This is a genomic window from Streptomyces sp. NPDC003720 (assembly GCF_042875075.1).
Lineage (GTDB): Bacteria > Actinomycetota > Actinomycetes > Streptomycetales > Streptomycetaceae > Streptomyces.
The window spans coordinates 131,762-147,582 of record NZ_JBIANZ010000012.1 but is presented as its reverse complement, the minus strand read 5'-3'; the positions used below and the strand labels follow the sequence as shown (position 1 = coordinate 147,582).

At 73.2% G+C, this 15,821-nt stretch carries 14 protein-coding genes and 1 riboswitch; of the genes, 7 read left to right on the top strand and 7 right to left on the bottom strand.

The genetic code is table 11. The features are described from left to right. The first annotated feature begins 20 nt into the window (after positions 1-20). From ACFYU0_RS30540 to ACFYU0_RS30530, 3 genes are all read left to right on the top strand, one after another. The gene (locus ACFYU0_RS30540; protein WP_389305338.1) at positions 21-875 is read left to right on the top strand and encodes an SDR family oxidoreductase; all 855 of its coding nucleotides are present in this window, start codon (positions 21-23) and stop codon (positions 873-875) included. Between the two features lie 135 nt (positions 876-1,010). Next, positions 1,011-1,973 (top strand): EamA family transporter RarD, encoded by a 963-nt coding sequence (rarD, locus tag ACFYU0_RS30535; protein ID WP_389305336.1) that lies wholly within the window; start codon positions 1,011-1,013, stop codon positions 1,971-1,973. A 47-nt stretch (positions 1,974-2,020) separates the two neighbouring features. Beyond that, positions 2,021-2,506, top strand: coding sequence for a VOC family protein (locus ACFYU0_RS30530; RefSeq protein ID WP_351667736.1), 486 nt, complete (start codon positions 2,021-2,023; stop codon positions 2,504-2,506). 28 nt (positions 2,507-2,534) lie between these two features. Here ACFYU0_RS30530 and ACFYU0_RS30525 read toward each other — a convergent pair whose 3' ends face one another. Next, positions 2,535-3,770: a hypothetical protein gene (locus ACFYU0_RS30525; protein WP_389305334.1), complete on the bottom strand. Its 1,236-nt coding sequence runs from the start codon at positions 3,768-3,770 to the stop codon at positions 2,535-2,537. A 226-nt stretch (positions 3,771-3,996) separates the two neighbouring features. Between ACFYU0_RS30525 and ACFYU0_RS30520 the strand changes: the two genes are divergently transcribed. After that, positions 3,997-4,584, top strand: coding sequence for a flavodoxin family protein (locus tag ACFYU0_RS30520; protein ID WP_389305332.1), 588 nt, complete (start codon positions 3,997-3,999; stop codon positions 4,582-4,584). A 6-nt stretch (positions 4,585-4,590) separates the two neighbouring features. On the opposite strand, the gene ACFYU0_RS30515 is transcribed toward ACFYU0_RS30520, so the two are convergent. From ACFYU0_RS30515 to ACFYU0_RS30500, 4 genes are all read right to left on the bottom strand, one after another. Continuing rightward, positions 4,591-5,472 (bottom strand): ABC transporter permease, encoded by an 882-nt coding sequence (locus ACFYU0_RS30515; RefSeq protein ID WP_351667730.1) that lies wholly within the window; start codon positions 5,470-5,472, stop codon positions 4,591-4,593. Beyond that, positions 5,459-6,433 carry an ABC transporter ATP-binding protein gene (locus tag ACFYU0_RS30510; RefSeq protein WP_389305329.1) on the bottom strand — a complete coding sequence of 325 codons (975 nt, stop codon included), beginning with the start codon at positions 6,431-6,433 and terminating at the stop codon, positions 5,459-5,461. Before ACFYU0_RS30510 ends, ACFYU0_RS30515 begins: the two co-directional genes overlap by 14 nt. 51 nt (positions 6,434-6,484) lie before the next feature. Continuing rightward, positions 6,485-7,690 carry an outer membrane lipoprotein carrier protein LolA gene (locus ACFYU0_RS30505; RefSeq protein WP_389305325.1) on the bottom strand — a complete coding sequence of 402 codons (1,206 nt, stop codon included), beginning with the start codon at positions 7,688-7,690 and terminating at the stop codon, positions 6,485-6,487. A gap of 244 nt (positions 7,691-7,934) precedes the next feature. Next, positions 7,935-8,945 (bottom strand): polyprenyl synthetase family protein, encoded by a 1,011-nt coding sequence (locus ACFYU0_RS30500; RefSeq protein WP_389305323.1) that lies wholly within the window; start codon positions 8,943-8,945, stop codon positions 7,935-7,937. Between the two features lie 533 nt (positions 8,946-9,478). Continuing rightward, a riboswitch (cyclic di-AMP (ydaO/yuaA leader) is annotated at positions 9,479-9,663 on the top strand. Positions 9,664-9,666: 3 nt separating this feature from the next. Between ACFYU0_RS30500 and ACFYU0_RS30495 the strand changes: the two genes are divergently transcribed. After that, positions 9,667-10,152 (top strand): transglycosylase SLT domain-containing protein, encoded by a 486-nt coding sequence (locus tag ACFYU0_RS30495; RefSeq protein WP_351667724.1) that lies wholly within the window; start codon positions 9,667-9,669, stop codon positions 10,150-10,152. A gap of 62 nt (positions 10,153-10,214) precedes the next feature. Here ACFYU0_RS30495 and ACFYU0_RS30490 read toward each other — a convergent pair whose 3' ends face one another. Next, positions 10,215-11,027, bottom strand: a complete 813-nt coding sequence (locus ACFYU0_RS30490; protein ID WP_351667722.1) for a Cof-type HAD-IIB family hydrolase — start codon at positions 11,025-11,027, stop codon at positions 10,215-10,217. 251 nt (positions 11,028-11,278) lie between these two features. On the opposite strand from ACFYU0_RS30490, the gene fahA reads away from it, so the two are divergent. Next, positions 11,279-12,496 carry a fumarylacetoacetase gene (gene fahA, locus ACFYU0_RS30485; RefSeq protein ID WP_351667720.1) on the top strand — a complete coding sequence of 406 codons (1,218 nt, stop codon included), beginning with the start codon at positions 11,279-11,281 and terminating at the stop codon, positions 12,494-12,496. Between the two features lie 208 nt (positions 12,497-12,704). Beyond that, positions 12,705-13,643, top strand: coding sequence for a M56 family metallopeptidase (locus tag ACFYU0_RS30480; RefSeq protein ID WP_351667718.1), 939 nt, complete (start codon positions 12,705-12,707; stop codon positions 13,641-13,643). A gap of 34 nt (positions 13,644-13,677) precedes the next feature. Here the strand turns inward: ACFYU0_RS30480 and recQ are convergent, their stop codons facing one another. After that, a complete protein-coding gene (recQ, locus tag ACFYU0_RS30475) occupies positions 13,678-15,702 on the bottom strand; it encodes a DNA helicase RecQ (protein ID WP_351667716.1) in 2,025 nt (674 codons plus the stop codon). Between the last annotated feature and the right edge of the window lie 119 nt (positions 15,703-15,821).

Sequence of the window (15,821 nt, the reverse complement as noted above, 5' to 3'; positions counted from 1 at the left end):
CCACAGGGAGAGCGCACATCATGAGCATCGTCGTCACCGGAGCCACCGGACACCTCGGCCGCCACGTCGTGGAGCAGCTGCTGGACAAGGTCCCCGCCGCGGAGATCACCGCCGTCGTGCGCGACGAGGCGAAGGCCGCCGGCCTCGCCGCCCGCGGGGTCCGGCTCGCCGTGGCCGACTACAACGCACCCGAGACCTTCGACGGCCTGTTCCGGGCCGGCGACAAGGTCCTACTGATCTCCGGCAACGAGTTCGACAAGGGCCGGGCCGGGCAGCACCAGGTCGTCATCGACGCCGCCAAGGCCGCCGGCGTCGCGCTGCTGGCGTACACCAGCGCCCCGGGCACCCTCACGGCCGCGCTCGCCGACGACCACCGCGCCACCGAGGCGGCACTGCTCGCCTCCGGCCTGCCCTACAGCCTGCTGCGCAACGGCTGGTACCACGAGAACTACACCGAGAACCTGGCCCCGGTGCTGGAGCACGGCGCCGTCGTCCAGGCCGCCGGCGACGGCCGGGTCTCCTCGGCCTCCCGCGCCGACTACGCGGCCGCCGCGGTCGCGGTGCTGACCGGCGAGGGCCACGAGAACTCGACGTACGAGCTGGGCGGCGACGAGGCGTGGAGCTTCGCCGAGTACGCGGCCGAGCTGAGCCGGCAGACCGGCCGGGAGATCGCCTACACCCCGGTCCCGGTCGAGACGCTGGAGTCCATCCTGACCGGCGCCGGGCTGCCCGGGCCGCTGGCCGCGGTGCTGGCCGGCGTGGACGCGTCGATCGAGAAGGGCGAACTGGTCGTCTCCACCGGCGACCTCTCCCGCCTGGCGGGCCGCCCGGCCACCCCGCTGGCCGACGCCGTCGCCGCCGCGCTCAAGGGCTGAGCCGGCCGCACCGAGCCCCCGCGTGAACCGGCGGCCCGCCTGTCATGACCGTATGGCGATACGGACATGACAGACGGGCCCGGTCGGCGCTACCTTCTTCCTCGCACACATGGCTGAGGCGAGAAGGAGGGGCCCATGGCCGGGACGTCCAGAGGCGAGCACCGGACAGGCCTGGTGAACGGCTTCGCCGCGTACGGGATGTGGGGCCTGGTCCCGCTGTTCTGGCCGCTGCTGAAGCCCGCCGGAGCCATGGAGATCCTGGCCCACCGCATGGCGTGGTCCCTCGTCTTCGTCGGTGCCGCCCTGCTCTTCGTACGGCGCTGGGCCTGGGCCGGCGAACTGCTGCGCCAGCCGCGGCGGCTGGCGCTCGTGGTGGTGGCGGCGGCCGTCATCACCGTCAACTGGGGCGTCTACATCTGGGCCGTGAACTCCGGCCATGTGGTCGAGGCGTCCCTCGGCTACTTCATCAACCCGCTGGTGACCATCGCGATGGGCGTGCTGCTCCTCAAGGAGCGGCTGCGGCGCGCGCAGTGGGCCGCGGTCGGGGTCGGCTTCGCCGCCGTCGTCGTGCTGACCGTCGGCTACGGCCGCCCGCCGTGGATCTCCCTCTGCCTGGCGTTCTCGTTCGCCACCTACGGGCTGGTGAAGAAGAAGGTCGGCCTCGGCGGCGTCGAGTCGCTGGCCGCCGAGACCACGGTCCAGTTCGTGCCCGCGCTCGGCTACCTGATCTGGCTCGGCGCGCACGGCGGCTCCACCTTCGCCGGTGAGGGCGCCGGACACTCCCTGCTGCTCGCCTCGACCGGCGTCGTGACCGCGCTGCCGCTGGTCTGCTTCGGCGCGGCGGCGATCCGGGTGCCGCTGTCCACGCTGGGACTGCTGCAGTACCTGGCCCCGGTCTTCCAGTTCCTGCTCGGCATCCTCTACTTCCACGAGGCGATGCCGCCGGAGCGCTGGGCCGGATTCGCCCTGGTGTGGCTGGCGCTGGGCCTGCTCACCTGGGACGCCCTGCACGCCGTGCGGAAGCCCCGGGTGGTCGCCGTGTCGCCGCTCGTCGAGGCAGCCGAGCCCGCTCAGGCGGACGTCCGCCGCGTCGGCTGACGCCGATCGCCGGTGCGGGGCGCCGCGGGCCGCTATAAGTGGTGAGCATGTCCACAGACACGCCCGCATCCCCATCCGCACCGGCCCCGCTGCACTGGAAGCTCGTCATCGACGCGGCGGACCCGCACGCGCAGGCCGACTTCTGGGCCGCCGCGCTGCACTACGAGGCCGAGGACAACAGCGCGCTCGTCGAACGGCTGCTGTCCTACGGCGCGCTGACCGGCGAGGCCACCGTCGAGTACCACGGCCGGCCCGCCTTCCGGGACCTGATCGCCGTACGGCACCCCGAGGACCCCTACGACCCGGACACCGGCATCGGGCAGGGCCGGCGGCTGCTCTTCCAGCGCGTCCCGGAGGCGAAGACGGTCAAGAACCGCCTGCACATCGACGTCCACCCCGGTGACGGGCGCCGCGCGGAGGAGGTGGCCCGGCTGGAGACCCTGGGCGCGCGCGTGCTGCGCGAGGTGAAGGATCCCGCAGGCGAGTGGACGCTGATGGCCGACCCGGAGGACAACGAGTTCTGCGTCGCGTAGCCGGCGCCGGCCCCGCAACGCCGGCCGGCTACGCGCGCGCCGCCCCGGCCGCGCGGGCGGTCAGGCGGACCATGCGCGAGCGCGCCGACTCCAGCGGCTCCGGGTCGCCGGCCGCAGGTCCGGGCTCCGTGGTGAGGTCCGTCCACAGGCCGAGGAGGTCGCGGCCCAGCCGCAGCCCCTCCTCGGGGTCGCGCACCGCGCGCCAGGCGGTGGCCGCGCTGCGCACGTTGCCGTAGGCGGCCTCCGCGTCGCACGCCTGCCGGCGCAGCCGGGCGAGGTCCAGGGAGAGGTGGAAGGAGCGCACCGGGTCGCCCGCCAGGTAGGCGATGTAAGCGGTCAGTTCGCCCAGGTGCAGCACCTCGGGGTGGCGGGGGCCCAGTACCGCGGAGGCCTCGGCGACCGTGCGGTCGGCGAGCTGCGCCGCCGCCTCGATACGGCCGTCCCGGACGGCCTCGTTGATCCGCGCCATCGGCTCGGTGAGCAGTTCGGCGCCCTCCGCGGTCTCCGTCACGGGGGTGTCCCCGAGCACCTCTTCCGCCACGGCGTCGAAGCCGCGGGCGGGCGTGGGGGTCGCGGACGCGGCCAGGGCGGGCTCGGGGTCGTGCAGGGGCGCGTCGGGGGCGGGCGCGGGGGCCACGGAGGTCACCCGGACGGGGGATTCCTGAGGACGCCATGCGGGCACCGGGGCGACCGGCTCGGGGCTCGGCGCGGGTGCGGAGGCGACGGGCTCGGGGCTCTGTGCGGGCGCCGGGGGCATGATCCGGGGTCCGTACGCGGGTACGGGACCCTGCGTCCGGACGCCGTCGGCGGTCCTCGCACCGGGCACGGCGTCCATGACCGGCGGCGGCCCGAACCGCCCCGCCGGCGCCGGACCGGCGACCACCGCGACGGGGCCCGCCACCGCCGCACCGGACGCCACCGCACCCGGTCCGTCGGACCCCGCCCCCGGTCCGTCGGTCCCCGCCCCCGGGTCGACCCGTACCGGGTCTCCCGCCACCCTGCTGGAGCCGTCCGCCGAGACCTCCAGGGGGACCACGCAGCCGGCGCGGTCGTCGTGGATCGTGGCGCGTATCGGGGCGCCGAGGCTGATGGCGAGGCGCTGGAGGTGGTTCAGCACGGCCTGCTGGATCTCCTCGCCCGGCCCCGCCACGACCGCCGTCCCGCCCACCGAGGCACTGCCCGTGCCCGACACCCGGACGGCCACCGCCGCCGGGTGTGCCACGGGCTGCTGTGCCCGCTTCTTCTCGAAGCTGAGTCGAGACATCGGTTTCCTCACTCCCCCGGCGCCGATCCGGTCCGTACGCGTCCTGCCGACCAGTGTGTCCGGTCGGCCCGGCCTCCCGCGTCACCACGACGTCACAGCCTCGCACCAGCCGCAGCCCGGAGGCCGGAGACCGGTGTCGCGGCAAGGCTTGAAAGAGAGTGCTTGCGTGTGCATAAAATGCACACGCCTTTATTCGCGGTCCGACATCGACCACTACGGGGGACTCATGAGTCGCCGCTTCCTCTTCGTCCTGGGCAGTGCCCGGCCCGACGGCAACACCGAGCTGCTGGCCCGCGCGGCCGCCGAACAGCTCCCCGCCGACGTCGAGCAGCACTGGATCCGCCTCATCGACCACCCGCTGCCCGACTTCACGGACCTGCGGCACGACACCGACCACGTACGGCCGCCCGCCGACAGCCCGGCCGGTCTGCTGCTGGACGCCACGCTCGCGGCCACGGACCTGGTGATCGCCTCACCGCTGTACTGGTACTCGGTCTCCGGCCAGACCAAGCGGTACCTGGACCACTGGTCGGGCTGGCTGCGCACTCCGGGCATCGACTTCAAGGCGACGATGGCCGGACGCACCCTGTGGGGCGTCTCGGCCCGGGCGGACCGGGAGCCGTCGGTCGCCGACCCGCTCGTCGGCACGCTCCGCAACTCGGCCGCCTACCTGGGGATGCGCTTCGGCGGTGTGCTGCTCGGCAGCGGCAGCGCGCCCGGGGACGTGGCGGGGGACGCCGACGCGCTCACGCGCGCGAAGTCGTTCTTCGCGCGGGAGGCGCCGCTCGCCCGCTTCCCGTACCAGGAGGCCTGAGCCGGCCTAGACGCTGATGTCCTTCGTCGTGAACCGCGCCCAGGCCGCCGAGCCGAACACGGCCGCGTACAGCGCCTGGAGCCCGAGGTTCCGCACCAGGTCGTCCCAGTACACGGGGTCGCGCATCAGGTCGGCGAAGGACAGCCAGTAGTGGGAGAAGAAGTACGGCCGCAGCGCGTGCAACTGGGGTATCTGGTCGAGGATCTGCACGGTGATGAGCAGGCCCACGGTGGTCGCCATCGCCGCGATGCCGCTGTTGGTCAGGGTGGACACGAACAGTCCGAGCGCCGCGACGCCGACCAGTGAGGCGGCGACGACCAGCGCGATCAGCAGCGCCCGGCCGAGGCCCTCGGTGAAGGTGATGCTCGTGCCGGAGATGGTCGTGAGGTCGCCGAGCGGGAACAGCAGCGCGCCGACGGCCAGCGCGGACACGGCCACGACCAGGGTCGCGAGCAGGCAGAAGGCCATGACGGTCGCGTACTTGACGAGCAGCAGGCGGGTGCGGCCGGCCGGGGCGACCAGCAGATAGCGCAGGGTGCCGGCGCCGGCCTCACCGGCGATCGAGTCGCCCGCGACCACGCCGACCGCCATCGGCAGGAAGAAGGGCAGGGTCGCGGCCAGCGCCGTGAACACCAGGAACAGGCCGTTGTTGGTGATCTGGGCCATGAACGCCGGCCCGCCGCTGCCGCCGTCCGCCCCCGGGCCGCCCCGCGTCTCGATCCGCACCGCGATCCCGACCAGCACCGGCACCGCCGCCAGCACCGCGAGCAGCGCGAGCGTACGCCAGCGGCGCAGGGTGGTGACCAGTTCGCTGCGCAGCAGTCCGAACGTCCACAGCGGGCTCGGCCGGCGCCCGGCCGGCGCCCCGACCGCCTCAGCCCGCGACATCGAAGCCCTCCCCGGTCAGTGCCACGAACGCGTCCTCCAGGGAGGCCCGTTCGAGGGTGAAGCCCCGCACCCGGACGCCCGCGGCGACCAGGGCCGCGTTCAGCTCCGCGAGGTCCCGCTCGGGCGGCTCCCCGGTCACCCGGTCACCGTCGGCGACGACGTCCGCGACGCCCTGCTCCTTCAGCACCCGGGCCGCCTCGGCCGGGTCCGGGGTGCTCACCGCCAGCCGGCCGCGCGCCCCGGCGGCCAGGTCGGCGACGGCGCCCTGGGTGATCAGCCGGCCCCGCGCCATCACCGCCGCGTGCGTGCACACCTGCTCGATCTCGTCGAGGAGGTGGGAGGACAGGAACACGGTCGTGCCGTCGGACGCCAGTTCCTTCACCAGGGCGCGGATCTCCCGCATGCCCTGCGGGTCGAGCCCGTTGGTGGGCTCGTCCAGCACGAGCAGTCCGCGCGGCTGGAGCAGGGCGGAGGCCAGGCCCAGGCGCTGCTTCATGCCGAGCGAGTACGCCCTCGCCTTCTTGCCCGCCGCGGCCGTCAGGCCCACCCGGTCCAGGGCGGCCGCGACGCGAGCGCGCCGGGTGCGCGGATCGGCGGTCGGGTCGGCGGCGTCGTAGCGAAGCAGGTTGTCCCGGCCGGAGAGGAAGCCGTACAGGGCCGGGCCCTCGATCAAGGCGCCGACGCGGGGCAGGACGGCGCGGGCGGACCGGGGCATGGGCCGGCCCAGGACGCGGGCCGTGCCCGAGGTCGGCTCGATCAGGCCCATCAGCATGCGGATGGTGGTGGTCTTGCCGGAGCCGTTCGGGCCGAGGAAGCCGAAGACGCTGCCCGCCGGGACGGTCAGGTCGAGACCGTCGACGGCGAGCTGTCCGCCGCGGTAGCGCTTGGTGAGGCCGCGCGTGGCGATGACGTGCTCCGTCGCGTCCTCCCGGTCACGCCCCGCGGCGGACGGTTCGTCCATCGGCTCCCCCTCGGTCTCCCTGTCCGCTGCCCGCACGTGCCCCGGGAAGGATCACTTCCCCGTGTTCGCCGCCTTCACCAGGGCGTCCTTGGTCACCGCACCGGCGTACACCTTGCCGTCGTCGGTGATCAGGGCGTTGACCAGGCGGGTGGAGAACACCGTGCCCTTGCCGAACTCGCCGGAGACCTGGTCGCCGAGCGAGCCGAGGAAGCCGCCGAGCGCACCGCCCTGGTCGCCGGACGGCGCGCCGCCCTTGCCGCCGGTGTCGAAGGTGGCGACCGACGTCCAGCCCTTGCCGAGCACGGTGGCGCCGTTCAGGCCCTTGGCGAGGTGCTCGCCGCCCTGGGGGGCGTGCTCCGGCGCCCGGCCCTTGCCGCTTTCCTTCCCCTCGGTGACCTTCGCGCCCTTGGGCGGGGTGAAGTCGAAGGTGGAGGCGGCCGGCTTGCCGAAGGAGACCTGGGTGAAGCCCGCGTCGAGCACGGCGGCGCCGCCGCTCCTCGGGGTGAGCGTGAACTTCAGCGGCATGCCGGTCTTCGCGTCCACGGCGATGCTGACGGCGCCGACCGTGGTGCCGGACTGCCTGGGCTTGATCAGCAGCTTGTAGGCGTCGCGTCCGGCGACCTGCGCGGTGCCGTCGACGGTCACGGACGTGGTGTCGTCGACCGCCTTCAGGGCCTCGTCGGCGAAGTTCTTCGGCGTGGCCGGCGGCTGCTCGGCCCGGTGCCGCCCACCGGACTCGGCGGCGGCCGAGTGGTAGACCTCGTTGCTCTTGCTGTCGTAGCCCCAGACGTCCTTGCCGTCGTGGACGACGCTGTACTCGGAGCCGCTCTCCAGCAGCGACAGCTTCTGCCGGTCCGGCCCGTCGGCGGCCACGCGGAGCGTGTGGGTGCCGGAGACCAGCTCGGTCAGCTTGGACTGCGGGTCCGCGGAGGAGCCGTCGCCGCCGCCCGCCGCCCCGGACATCAGGCCGCTCTCCAGACCGCCGAGGTCAGGCAGGCCGAGGTCGGTGCTGACCTTCACCGTGCCGGAGAGCTGCTGCACGTCCGACTTGGCGATCTTGTCGATGAGCTGCTGTGCGGTGATCTTCGGCAGGTCGGGGTCACCGGAGTCGGCGAGCGCCGGGACCAGCCCGATCGTGGCCGCCGCGACCCCCACCACCGCGACCGGGACCACGTACCGGGCGGCCTTGCGGCGTCCGGTGGGCAGGTCCTCGTCGCGCTCGGCGCCCGTTGCGTCGTCGGATTCGTACGGTGCCATCTGTGCCTTACCTCCGTCGTCGGCGGCGGCTGCCCCACACTGGTCCACCTGAGCCGCCATTCTCACCCGAATCGGTGAGGAGTGGTGATTTCCGTGGTTTCCATATGACCAAATCGGCCGTGAGGAAGCGTCAGACCGTGGCACCAACTCCGTGTACGCCTGGGGTATGACACCGGAGGGCGGCGCCTCCCCCGACCCGTAGGGGTCACGCGGGAGACACCGCCCTCGGCCGGCGTCAGGGGCCTCAGCCGGCCCGGTGCACCACCGCGTCGCACAGTTCGAGCAGCGCCGCCTTGGAGTCGCACTCCGGCAGCGGGGCCAGCGCGGCGCGCGCCTCCTCGGCGTAGCGCACGGTGTCGCGGCGCGCCTGCTCCAGCGCGGGGTGCGCGCGCAGCGCGGTCAGCGCCTCCTCGAGCCGGGCGTCGTCCCCGAGGTCGGAGTCGAGCAGCTCGCACAGCGCGACGTCCTCGGGCAGGCCCAGCCGGGCGGCGCGCTCGCGCAGCCGGAGCACGGGCAGCGTCGGGATGCCCTCGCGCAGGTCGGTCCCCGGGGTCTTGCCCGACTCGTGCGAGTCGGAGGCGATGTCCAGGACGTCGTCGGCGAGCTGGAAGGCGACCCCGAGCCGCTCGCCGTACTGGGTGAGCACGTCGACGACCGTCTCGTCGGCGCCGGACATCATCGCGCCGAACCGGCAGGAGACCGCCACCAGGGAGCCGGTCTTGCCGCCCAGCACGTCCAGGTAGTGGTCGACCGGGTCGCGGCCGTCCGAGGGGCCCGCGGTCTCCAGGATCTGCCCGGTGACCAGCCGCTCGAACGCGAGGGCCTGGACCCGGACCGCCTCGGGTCCGAGGTCGGCGAGGATCTGGGAGGCGCGGGCGAAGAGGAAGTCACCGGTCAGGACGGCGACGGAGTTGCCCCAGCGCGTGTTGGCGCTCTCCACCCCGCGCCGCACGGACGCCTCGTCCATGACGTCGTCGTGGTACAGCGTGGCCAGGTGGGTCAGCTCCACGACCACGGCCGACGGCACCACACCGGGGGCGTACGGGTCCCCGAACTGCGCCGCGAGCATCACGAGGAGCGGCCGGAACCGCTTCCCGCCGGCCCGGACGAGGTGCTGCGCGGCCTCCGTGATGAACGGGACCTCGCTCTTGGTGGCCTCGAGCAAGCCTTCCTCGACAGCCGTCAATCCGGCCTGGACATCGGCTTCCAGAGCCTGGTCCCGCACGCTCAGCCCGAACGGCCCGACGACGGTCACGAGGGGTCTCCTGTCTGCTGGTGTCTGCTGGCGATTACGCGGTTTGTCGATAGGTCGCTGCCCTCACTCAAGTCAGCGTATCCGGTCCTGTTTCGATCACCGAGGGCGGCCACCGGTCCGGCACGGACGGCATCGGACCATGATCGGCACAGTGTCGACCACCCGATAATACGGACATTAGGCGCATTAATACGCCTTTCGTGACGCGCAGGAAATCGGCCACAAGGCATCCCGCGGAGCGTTCCCCACTCGCCTGCCCTCGAGCCCAAATCCCCCATGTCTGATTTGGAATACTTTGCTATTTCGTGAATTGGGTCACGCGCCCCGGCCGGCCCGCCACGCCCGGCCACCACCCGTTTTTCCGCGCCACATCAGCGAGTTGAGCATTGGCAGTCGCAAAGGATCAAGTACCCAAAACGGAACAGAACAAGGTCAACTTGGTCTTTACGTGAATCCGACACTTGTTCCGGACATGTGCTCTCGCATACGTTCCCGGCCAGTCGAGCGGAACGCCGAATCCTGCCGCCGCCCGGCACCACCCATCGACGAACTCATTCGTACGGCAGGAGCGGGGGACCCAGGTAAGTTCGCCGGACCGGACGACACGTGTCGTCACCGGAACGGCAAGGGGTGAAGCCGTGCCGCCTCGGGCGGCACGGCCGGGCACCTCCCCGCCCGAACCCGACAGCTCACCTCGCAGGCGACGGAGAGGAACTTGGCCATGCCTGCAGCCGCTCAGCCCCGCCGCGTCCGCACGAACCGCCTCGCCCGCAAGCTCGCGGTCCTCGGCACCGGCGCCGCCGTGCTCGCCCTTCCGGTCGTCGGCGCCACCAGCGCCTTCGCGGCCGACTCCGCCGGCTCGGCCGGCACCACCCTCGCCGGGTACCCGAACAACCTCGACGGCTGGATCCGCGAGTCCCTCGCGATCATGGCGGAGAAGCACATCCCGGGCACCTACAACGGCATCCACCGCAACATCATGCGCGAGTCCTCGGGCAACCCGCGCGCCATCAACCTGTGGGACTCCAACGCGGCCAAGGGCATCCCGTCCAAGGGCCTGCTCCAGGTGATCGACCCGACCTTCAACACCTACCACGTGGCCGGAACGGCGTTCGACCCCTACGACCCGGTCGCGAACATCACCGCCGCCTGCAACTACGCGGCCGCCCGCTACGGGTCGATCGACAACGTCAACGGCGCCTACTGACCGGCACCGCGGCGTGGCGCCACCTGACCGGCGCCCGCCGCGGGCCGCTGCCCGCGTCCCGGTCAGCCGGCCGGGAACAGTCCTTCGAGGACGACGGCGACGCCGTCGTCCTCGTTCGACGTCGTGACCTCGTCCGCGACCGCCTTGAGTTCGGGGTGGGCGTTCGCCATGGCGACCCCGCGGCCCGCCCAGGCGAACATGGGGATGTCGTTGGGCATGTCGCCGAAGGCCAGGGCCCGTTCGGCGGGGACCCCGAGACGGCCGGCCGCCAGCGCGAGTCCGGTCGCCTTGGTGACGCCGCACGGCTGGAGCTCCACCGTGCCCGGCCCGGACATGGTGACCGTGGCCAGCGACCCCACCGCCGCCCGCGCGGTCGCCGCCAACTCGTCGTCCGACAGCGTGTGATGGCGCAGCAGCACCTTGCTGATGGGCTCGCGCCACAGGTCGTCGCGCCGGTCGACCCGCACCGCGGGCAGGGTCGGGTGGGGCATCAGGTAACCCGGTTCGATCAGCGTGAGGCCGTCCACGCCGTCCTGGTCGACGGCCGCGAAGACCTGCCCCACCTCGGCCTCGATCTTGCCGAGCGCGGTCTCGGCCAGTTCCCGGTCCAGCCGCACCGACCACAGCAGGCGTTCGGTGCCGGCGTCGTAGACCTGCGCCCCCTGCCCGCACACCGCGAGCCCCGTGCAGCCGAGCGCGGCCAGGAGCGGCCGCACCCGGGGGGCCGGCCGGCCCGTCACCACCAGGTGCCGGGCACCGGCCCGCGCCACCCGCTCCAGCGCGGCGAGCGACCGTTCGGAGACGGTGTCGTCACCGCGCAGCAGCGTGCCGTCCAGGTCGGTGGCGATCAGGGCGTATGCGGGAGGTGCGGCCATGATCAGAGAATACGGACCGCACGGCCCGCCGACTCACCAGGTTCCCGCGGGACTTGGGGCCCGCGGGAGGCGTTTCCCGGGTCGGCCGTGGGCCGCGGCCAGGTGCTTCACCGGGCCGGACCGATACCGGCCGTGCCGGGCGGACACCCCCTGTGGCACTGCCCAAGACACCTGTCCCGGCCGTAACGTGTGGCGCGATCACATGGAACGCATCGCCATGCATGGCCCGGATGAGAGTGAGGCAGCACCCCATGCCCCCCTTCGACGTCCCCGAGGGCGACCCCTTCGGCCCGCACAACCTTCCCTACGGTGTGTTCTCACCCTCCGGCAGCACGGAGCGCAGGGTCGGCGTCCGGCTCGGTGACCACGTCCTCGACGCGGGCGCCGCGGCCGCCGCCCTCGGTTCGCCGTACGTGTCCCTGCTCGCGCAGGCCACCCTCAACCCGCTGCTGGCGGCCGGCCGCACGGCGTGGTCGGACGTGCGGCGCGCGCTGACGGCGTGGGTGACGGTTCCCTCGCACCGGTCGACGATCGAGCCGCTGTTCCACCCCCTGTCGTCGGTGACGCTCCACCTGCCCTTCGAGGTCGCGGACTACGTCGACTTCTACGCCTCGGAGAACCACGCCCGGAACGTCGGCCAGATCTTCCGCCCGGACGCGGAGGACTCCCTGACCCCCAACTGGAAGCACCTGCCGATCGGTTACCACGGCCGCTCCGGCACGGTGGTCGTCTCCGGCACGGACGTCGTCCGGCCGTCCGGACAGCGTAAGGGCCCCGGCGACCCGGCACCGGTCTTCGGGCCCTCGGTACGGCTGGACATCGAGGCCGAGGTCGGCTTCGTGGTCGGCGTGCCCTCCGAGCTGGGCACGCCCGTCGCGCTCGGCGACTTCCAGGAGCACGTCTTCGGTCTGTGCCTGCTCAACGACTGGTCGGCGCGGGACATCCAGGCCTGGGAGTACGTCCCGCTCGGCCCCTTCCTCGGCAAGTCCTTCGCCACCTCGGTGTCGGCGTGGATCACTCCGCTGGAGGCGCTGGAGCACGCCCGCGTGACGCCTCCCGAGCGCACCCACCCCCTGCTGCCCTACCTGGACGACACCGCTCCCGGCGTCGAGCCCGGCGGCTACGACCTGCGGATCTCCGTCGCGATCAACGGTCACACGGTGTCCGAGCCACCGTTCTCCACCATGTACTGGACCGCCGCCCAGCAGCTCGCCCACATGACGGTGAACGGCGCTTCGCTGCGCACCGGCGACCTGTACGGCTCGGGCACGGTGAGCGGCCAGGCGGAGAGCCAGCGCGGCTCGCTGCTCGAGCTGACCTGGAACGGCCGCGACCCCCTCGAACTCCCGGACGGCAAGCGCGCCTTCCTGGAGGACGGGGACGTGGTGACCCTGTCTGCCTGGGCGCCGGGACCGGACGGCGGCCGGGTCGGACTGGGGGAGGTCGGCGGGCGGATCGTGTCGGGCTGAGGCGCCGCCCGGCGGGTGACGGCGGGACCGGCTGTCCGGAAAGGCGGGGCGAGGTCCCCCTGACGGGCGCGATCCCCGCCGGACACCTGACTCGGGCCCCGTGTCCCCGTCATACTGGCGGGGACACGGCATCACCCGACGCGCCTCCGGCACGTCCCCGGCACCACCCGACACCCGCATCTCTCCGACCACGAACCGGAGCCCCGGCATGACGGTCTGCCTGCTCCTGCTGAGCGTCGTCGCCCTGACGGCCGCCGTACCGGCACCGCGCGCGCTGACCCGGGCCGGCTGGACCGAACGGGAACCCGTGGTCGCCCTGTGGGTGTGGCAGTGCCTGGTCGCCACCGTCCTGCTGTGCTGCCTGACCGCGCTGGTCCTGGGCGCGGCGGCCGTCTTCCACACCGTCCGCGACCATGTGTTCGCCCCGGCGCCGCCCGCCGTCACGGCCGCGTACGACCTGTCCGCGGCACCGGTGTGGGCCGCGGCCCTCACCCTGCTGCTGGCCTGCGGGGCCGCCTGGACGACGGCGATGCTCGCCCGGGAACTCGCCGAGGTGCGCAGGCGCCGCGGCCAGGCCCGGGCGCACCTGCGGGAACGCGCGCCCGATCTGCCCGCGGGGCTGCCGGCGGCACGCGGGCCGATGCTGGTGCTGGAGGACGAGTACCCGGACGCCTGGTGGATGCCCGGGCACCCGCCGCAGCTCGTCGTCACCACCGGGGCGCTGCGCCGTCTCACCGGCCGGCAGCTCGACGCCGTCCTGACCCATGAACGCGGCCACGCCCGCGCCCACCACGACTGGCTGCTCCACCTGTCCACCGCGCTGGCCACGGGCTTCCCGGGCGTCCCGCTCTTCGCCCACTTCTGCGACCAGACGCACCGCCTGGTCGAGCTGGCCGCCGACGACACCGCCTCCCGCCGCTGCGGCCACCTCACCACCGCCCTCGCCCTGATCGAGCTGAACCAGCACCGCGGCGTCCTGTCCTGCGCCTCCAGCCACCGGCTGCTCGGCGAGCGCGTGGACCGCCTGCTGGAGCCGCCGCCGCGGCTGCTGCGCCGGCACCGGGCGCTGACCACCACGGTGGCCGCGCTGGTGCCGCTGCTGCCGCTGCTGATCACCTTCGCCCCGGGGCTGACGGCGCTGTCCTGACGGCGCTGTCCCGACGGTCCCGGCGGCCGCTCTCTCACATCCAGTCGTCGGGTTCCGGCTCCTGCGCGTGCTCGGCCCAGTCGTCCTCCTCCGGAGGCTCAGCGGCGGCGGACCGGGCGCCGCCCGTCGCCGGGGCACCGCCCGCCGGAGCGCCGCCCTGGCCGGACCCGGCCAGGGAGTTCAGCACCTCCAGCACGCCCTCGCCGTAGGTCGCCAGCTTCTTCTCGCCGACGCCGCCCACCGTGCCCAGCTCCCGCACCGAGCCGGGCCGGCTGGTGACGATCTCCCGCAGGGTGGCGTCGTGGAAGATGACGTACGCCGGGACGCCCTGCTCCCGGGCCTGTTCGGCGCGCCAGGCCCGCAGGGCCTCGAAGGCGGGGACGAGTTCGTCCGGCAGCTCGGCCGCGGCGGCCTTGGCCTTGCGCTCGCCCCGGGAGGAACCCGCGCGCGAGGCGGCCGGCCTCTTCGGCTCCTTGCGCAGCGGCACGTCCCGCTCGCGGCGCAGCACGGACCCGCTCGCCTCGGTGAGCACGAGCGTGCCGTACTCCCCTTCCACCGCGAGCAGTCCCTGGGCGAGGAGCTGCCGGATGACGCCCCGCCATTCGCCGTCGCCGAGGTCCTCGCCGATGCCGAAGACGGAGAGCTGGTCGTGGTCGAACTGGATGACCTTGCCGGTTCTCTTGCCGAGCAGGATGTCCACGATCTGCACGGCGCCGAACTTCTGCCCGCGCTCCCGCTGCAGCCGCACCACCGTGGAGAGCACCTTCTGCGCGGCCACCGTGCCGTCCCAGGTCTCCGGCGGGGTGAGGCAGGTGTCGCAGTTCCCGCATCCCGCTTCGGAGGGCTCCTGCCCGAAGTAGGCCAGGAGCTGGCCGCGCCGGCACTGGGCGGTCTCGCACAGGGCGAGCATCGCGTCGAGGTGGGCGGCGGCCCGGCGGCGGAACGCCTCGTCGCCCTCGCCGGACTGGATCAGCTTGCGCTGCTGGATGACGTCGTTGAGGCCGTAGGCCATCCAGGCGGTGGAGGGCAGTCCGTCACGGCCCGCGCGCCCCGTCTCCTGGTAGTAGCCCTCGACGGACTTGGGCAGGTCGAGGTGGGCGACGAAGCGCACGTCCGGCTTGTCGATGCCCATGCCGAAGGCGATGGTGGCGACCACGACCAGGCCCTCCTCACGCAGGAACCGGGACTGGTGGGCCGCGCGCGTGCCCGCGTCCAGGCCCGCGTGGTACGGGACCGCCTCGATGCCGTTGGCGCTCAGGAACTCGGCGGTGCGCTCGACCGAGTTGCGGGAGAGGCAGTAGACGATGCCGGCGTCGCCGGGGTGCTCCTCCCGCAGGAAGGCGAGGAGCTGCTTCCTGGGGTCGGCCTTGGACACGATCCGGTACTGGATGTTGGGCCGGTCGAAGCTGGCCACGAAGTGGCGGGCCTCCGGCATGCCCAGCCGCTGGGTGATCTCCTGGTGCGTGGCGTGGGTGGCCGTGGCGGTGAGGGCGATCCGCGGGACGTCCGGCCAGCGCTCGCCGAGCAGGGACAGGGACAGGTAGTCGGGGCGGAAGTCGTGGCCCCACTGGGAGACGCAGTGCGCCTCGTCGATCGCGAAGACCGAGATCTTGCCGCGGGAGAGCAGGTCGAGCGTGGCCGCCACGCGCAGCCGCTCCGGGGCCAGGTACAGCAGGTCCAGCTCGCCCGCGAGGAACTCGGCCTCGACCACGCGCCGCTCGTCGAAGTCCTGGGTGGAGTTGATGAAGCCCGCGCGCACGCCGAGCGCGCGCAGGGCGTCCACCTGGTCCTGCATCAGCGCGATGAGCGGCGACACGACCACGCCCGTACCCGGTCTGACCAGGGACGGGATCTGGTAGCACAGCGACTTGCCGCCGCCGGTCGGCATGAGCACGACGGCGTCGCCGCCCGCGACCACATGCTCGATGACCGCTTCCTGCTCGCCCCGGAAGGCCTCGTACCCGAAGACCCGGTGCAGTGTGGCCAGCGCCTCGCTGTCGGCCGTGCCCGGCCCCTCGGTCATGTGTGGCATCTCCCTGATCCCGCCCGTCGCGCCCATCGCCTGGTCCGTGTCCTGTCCCCCGTGCGCGGTCCTTCGACCACTGCGTCCACGATAGGCGGCCGCACCGACAGCCCCGGAGTTTTCCACAGGCGGCCTCGCCGTCCGGCTGTGCCGCC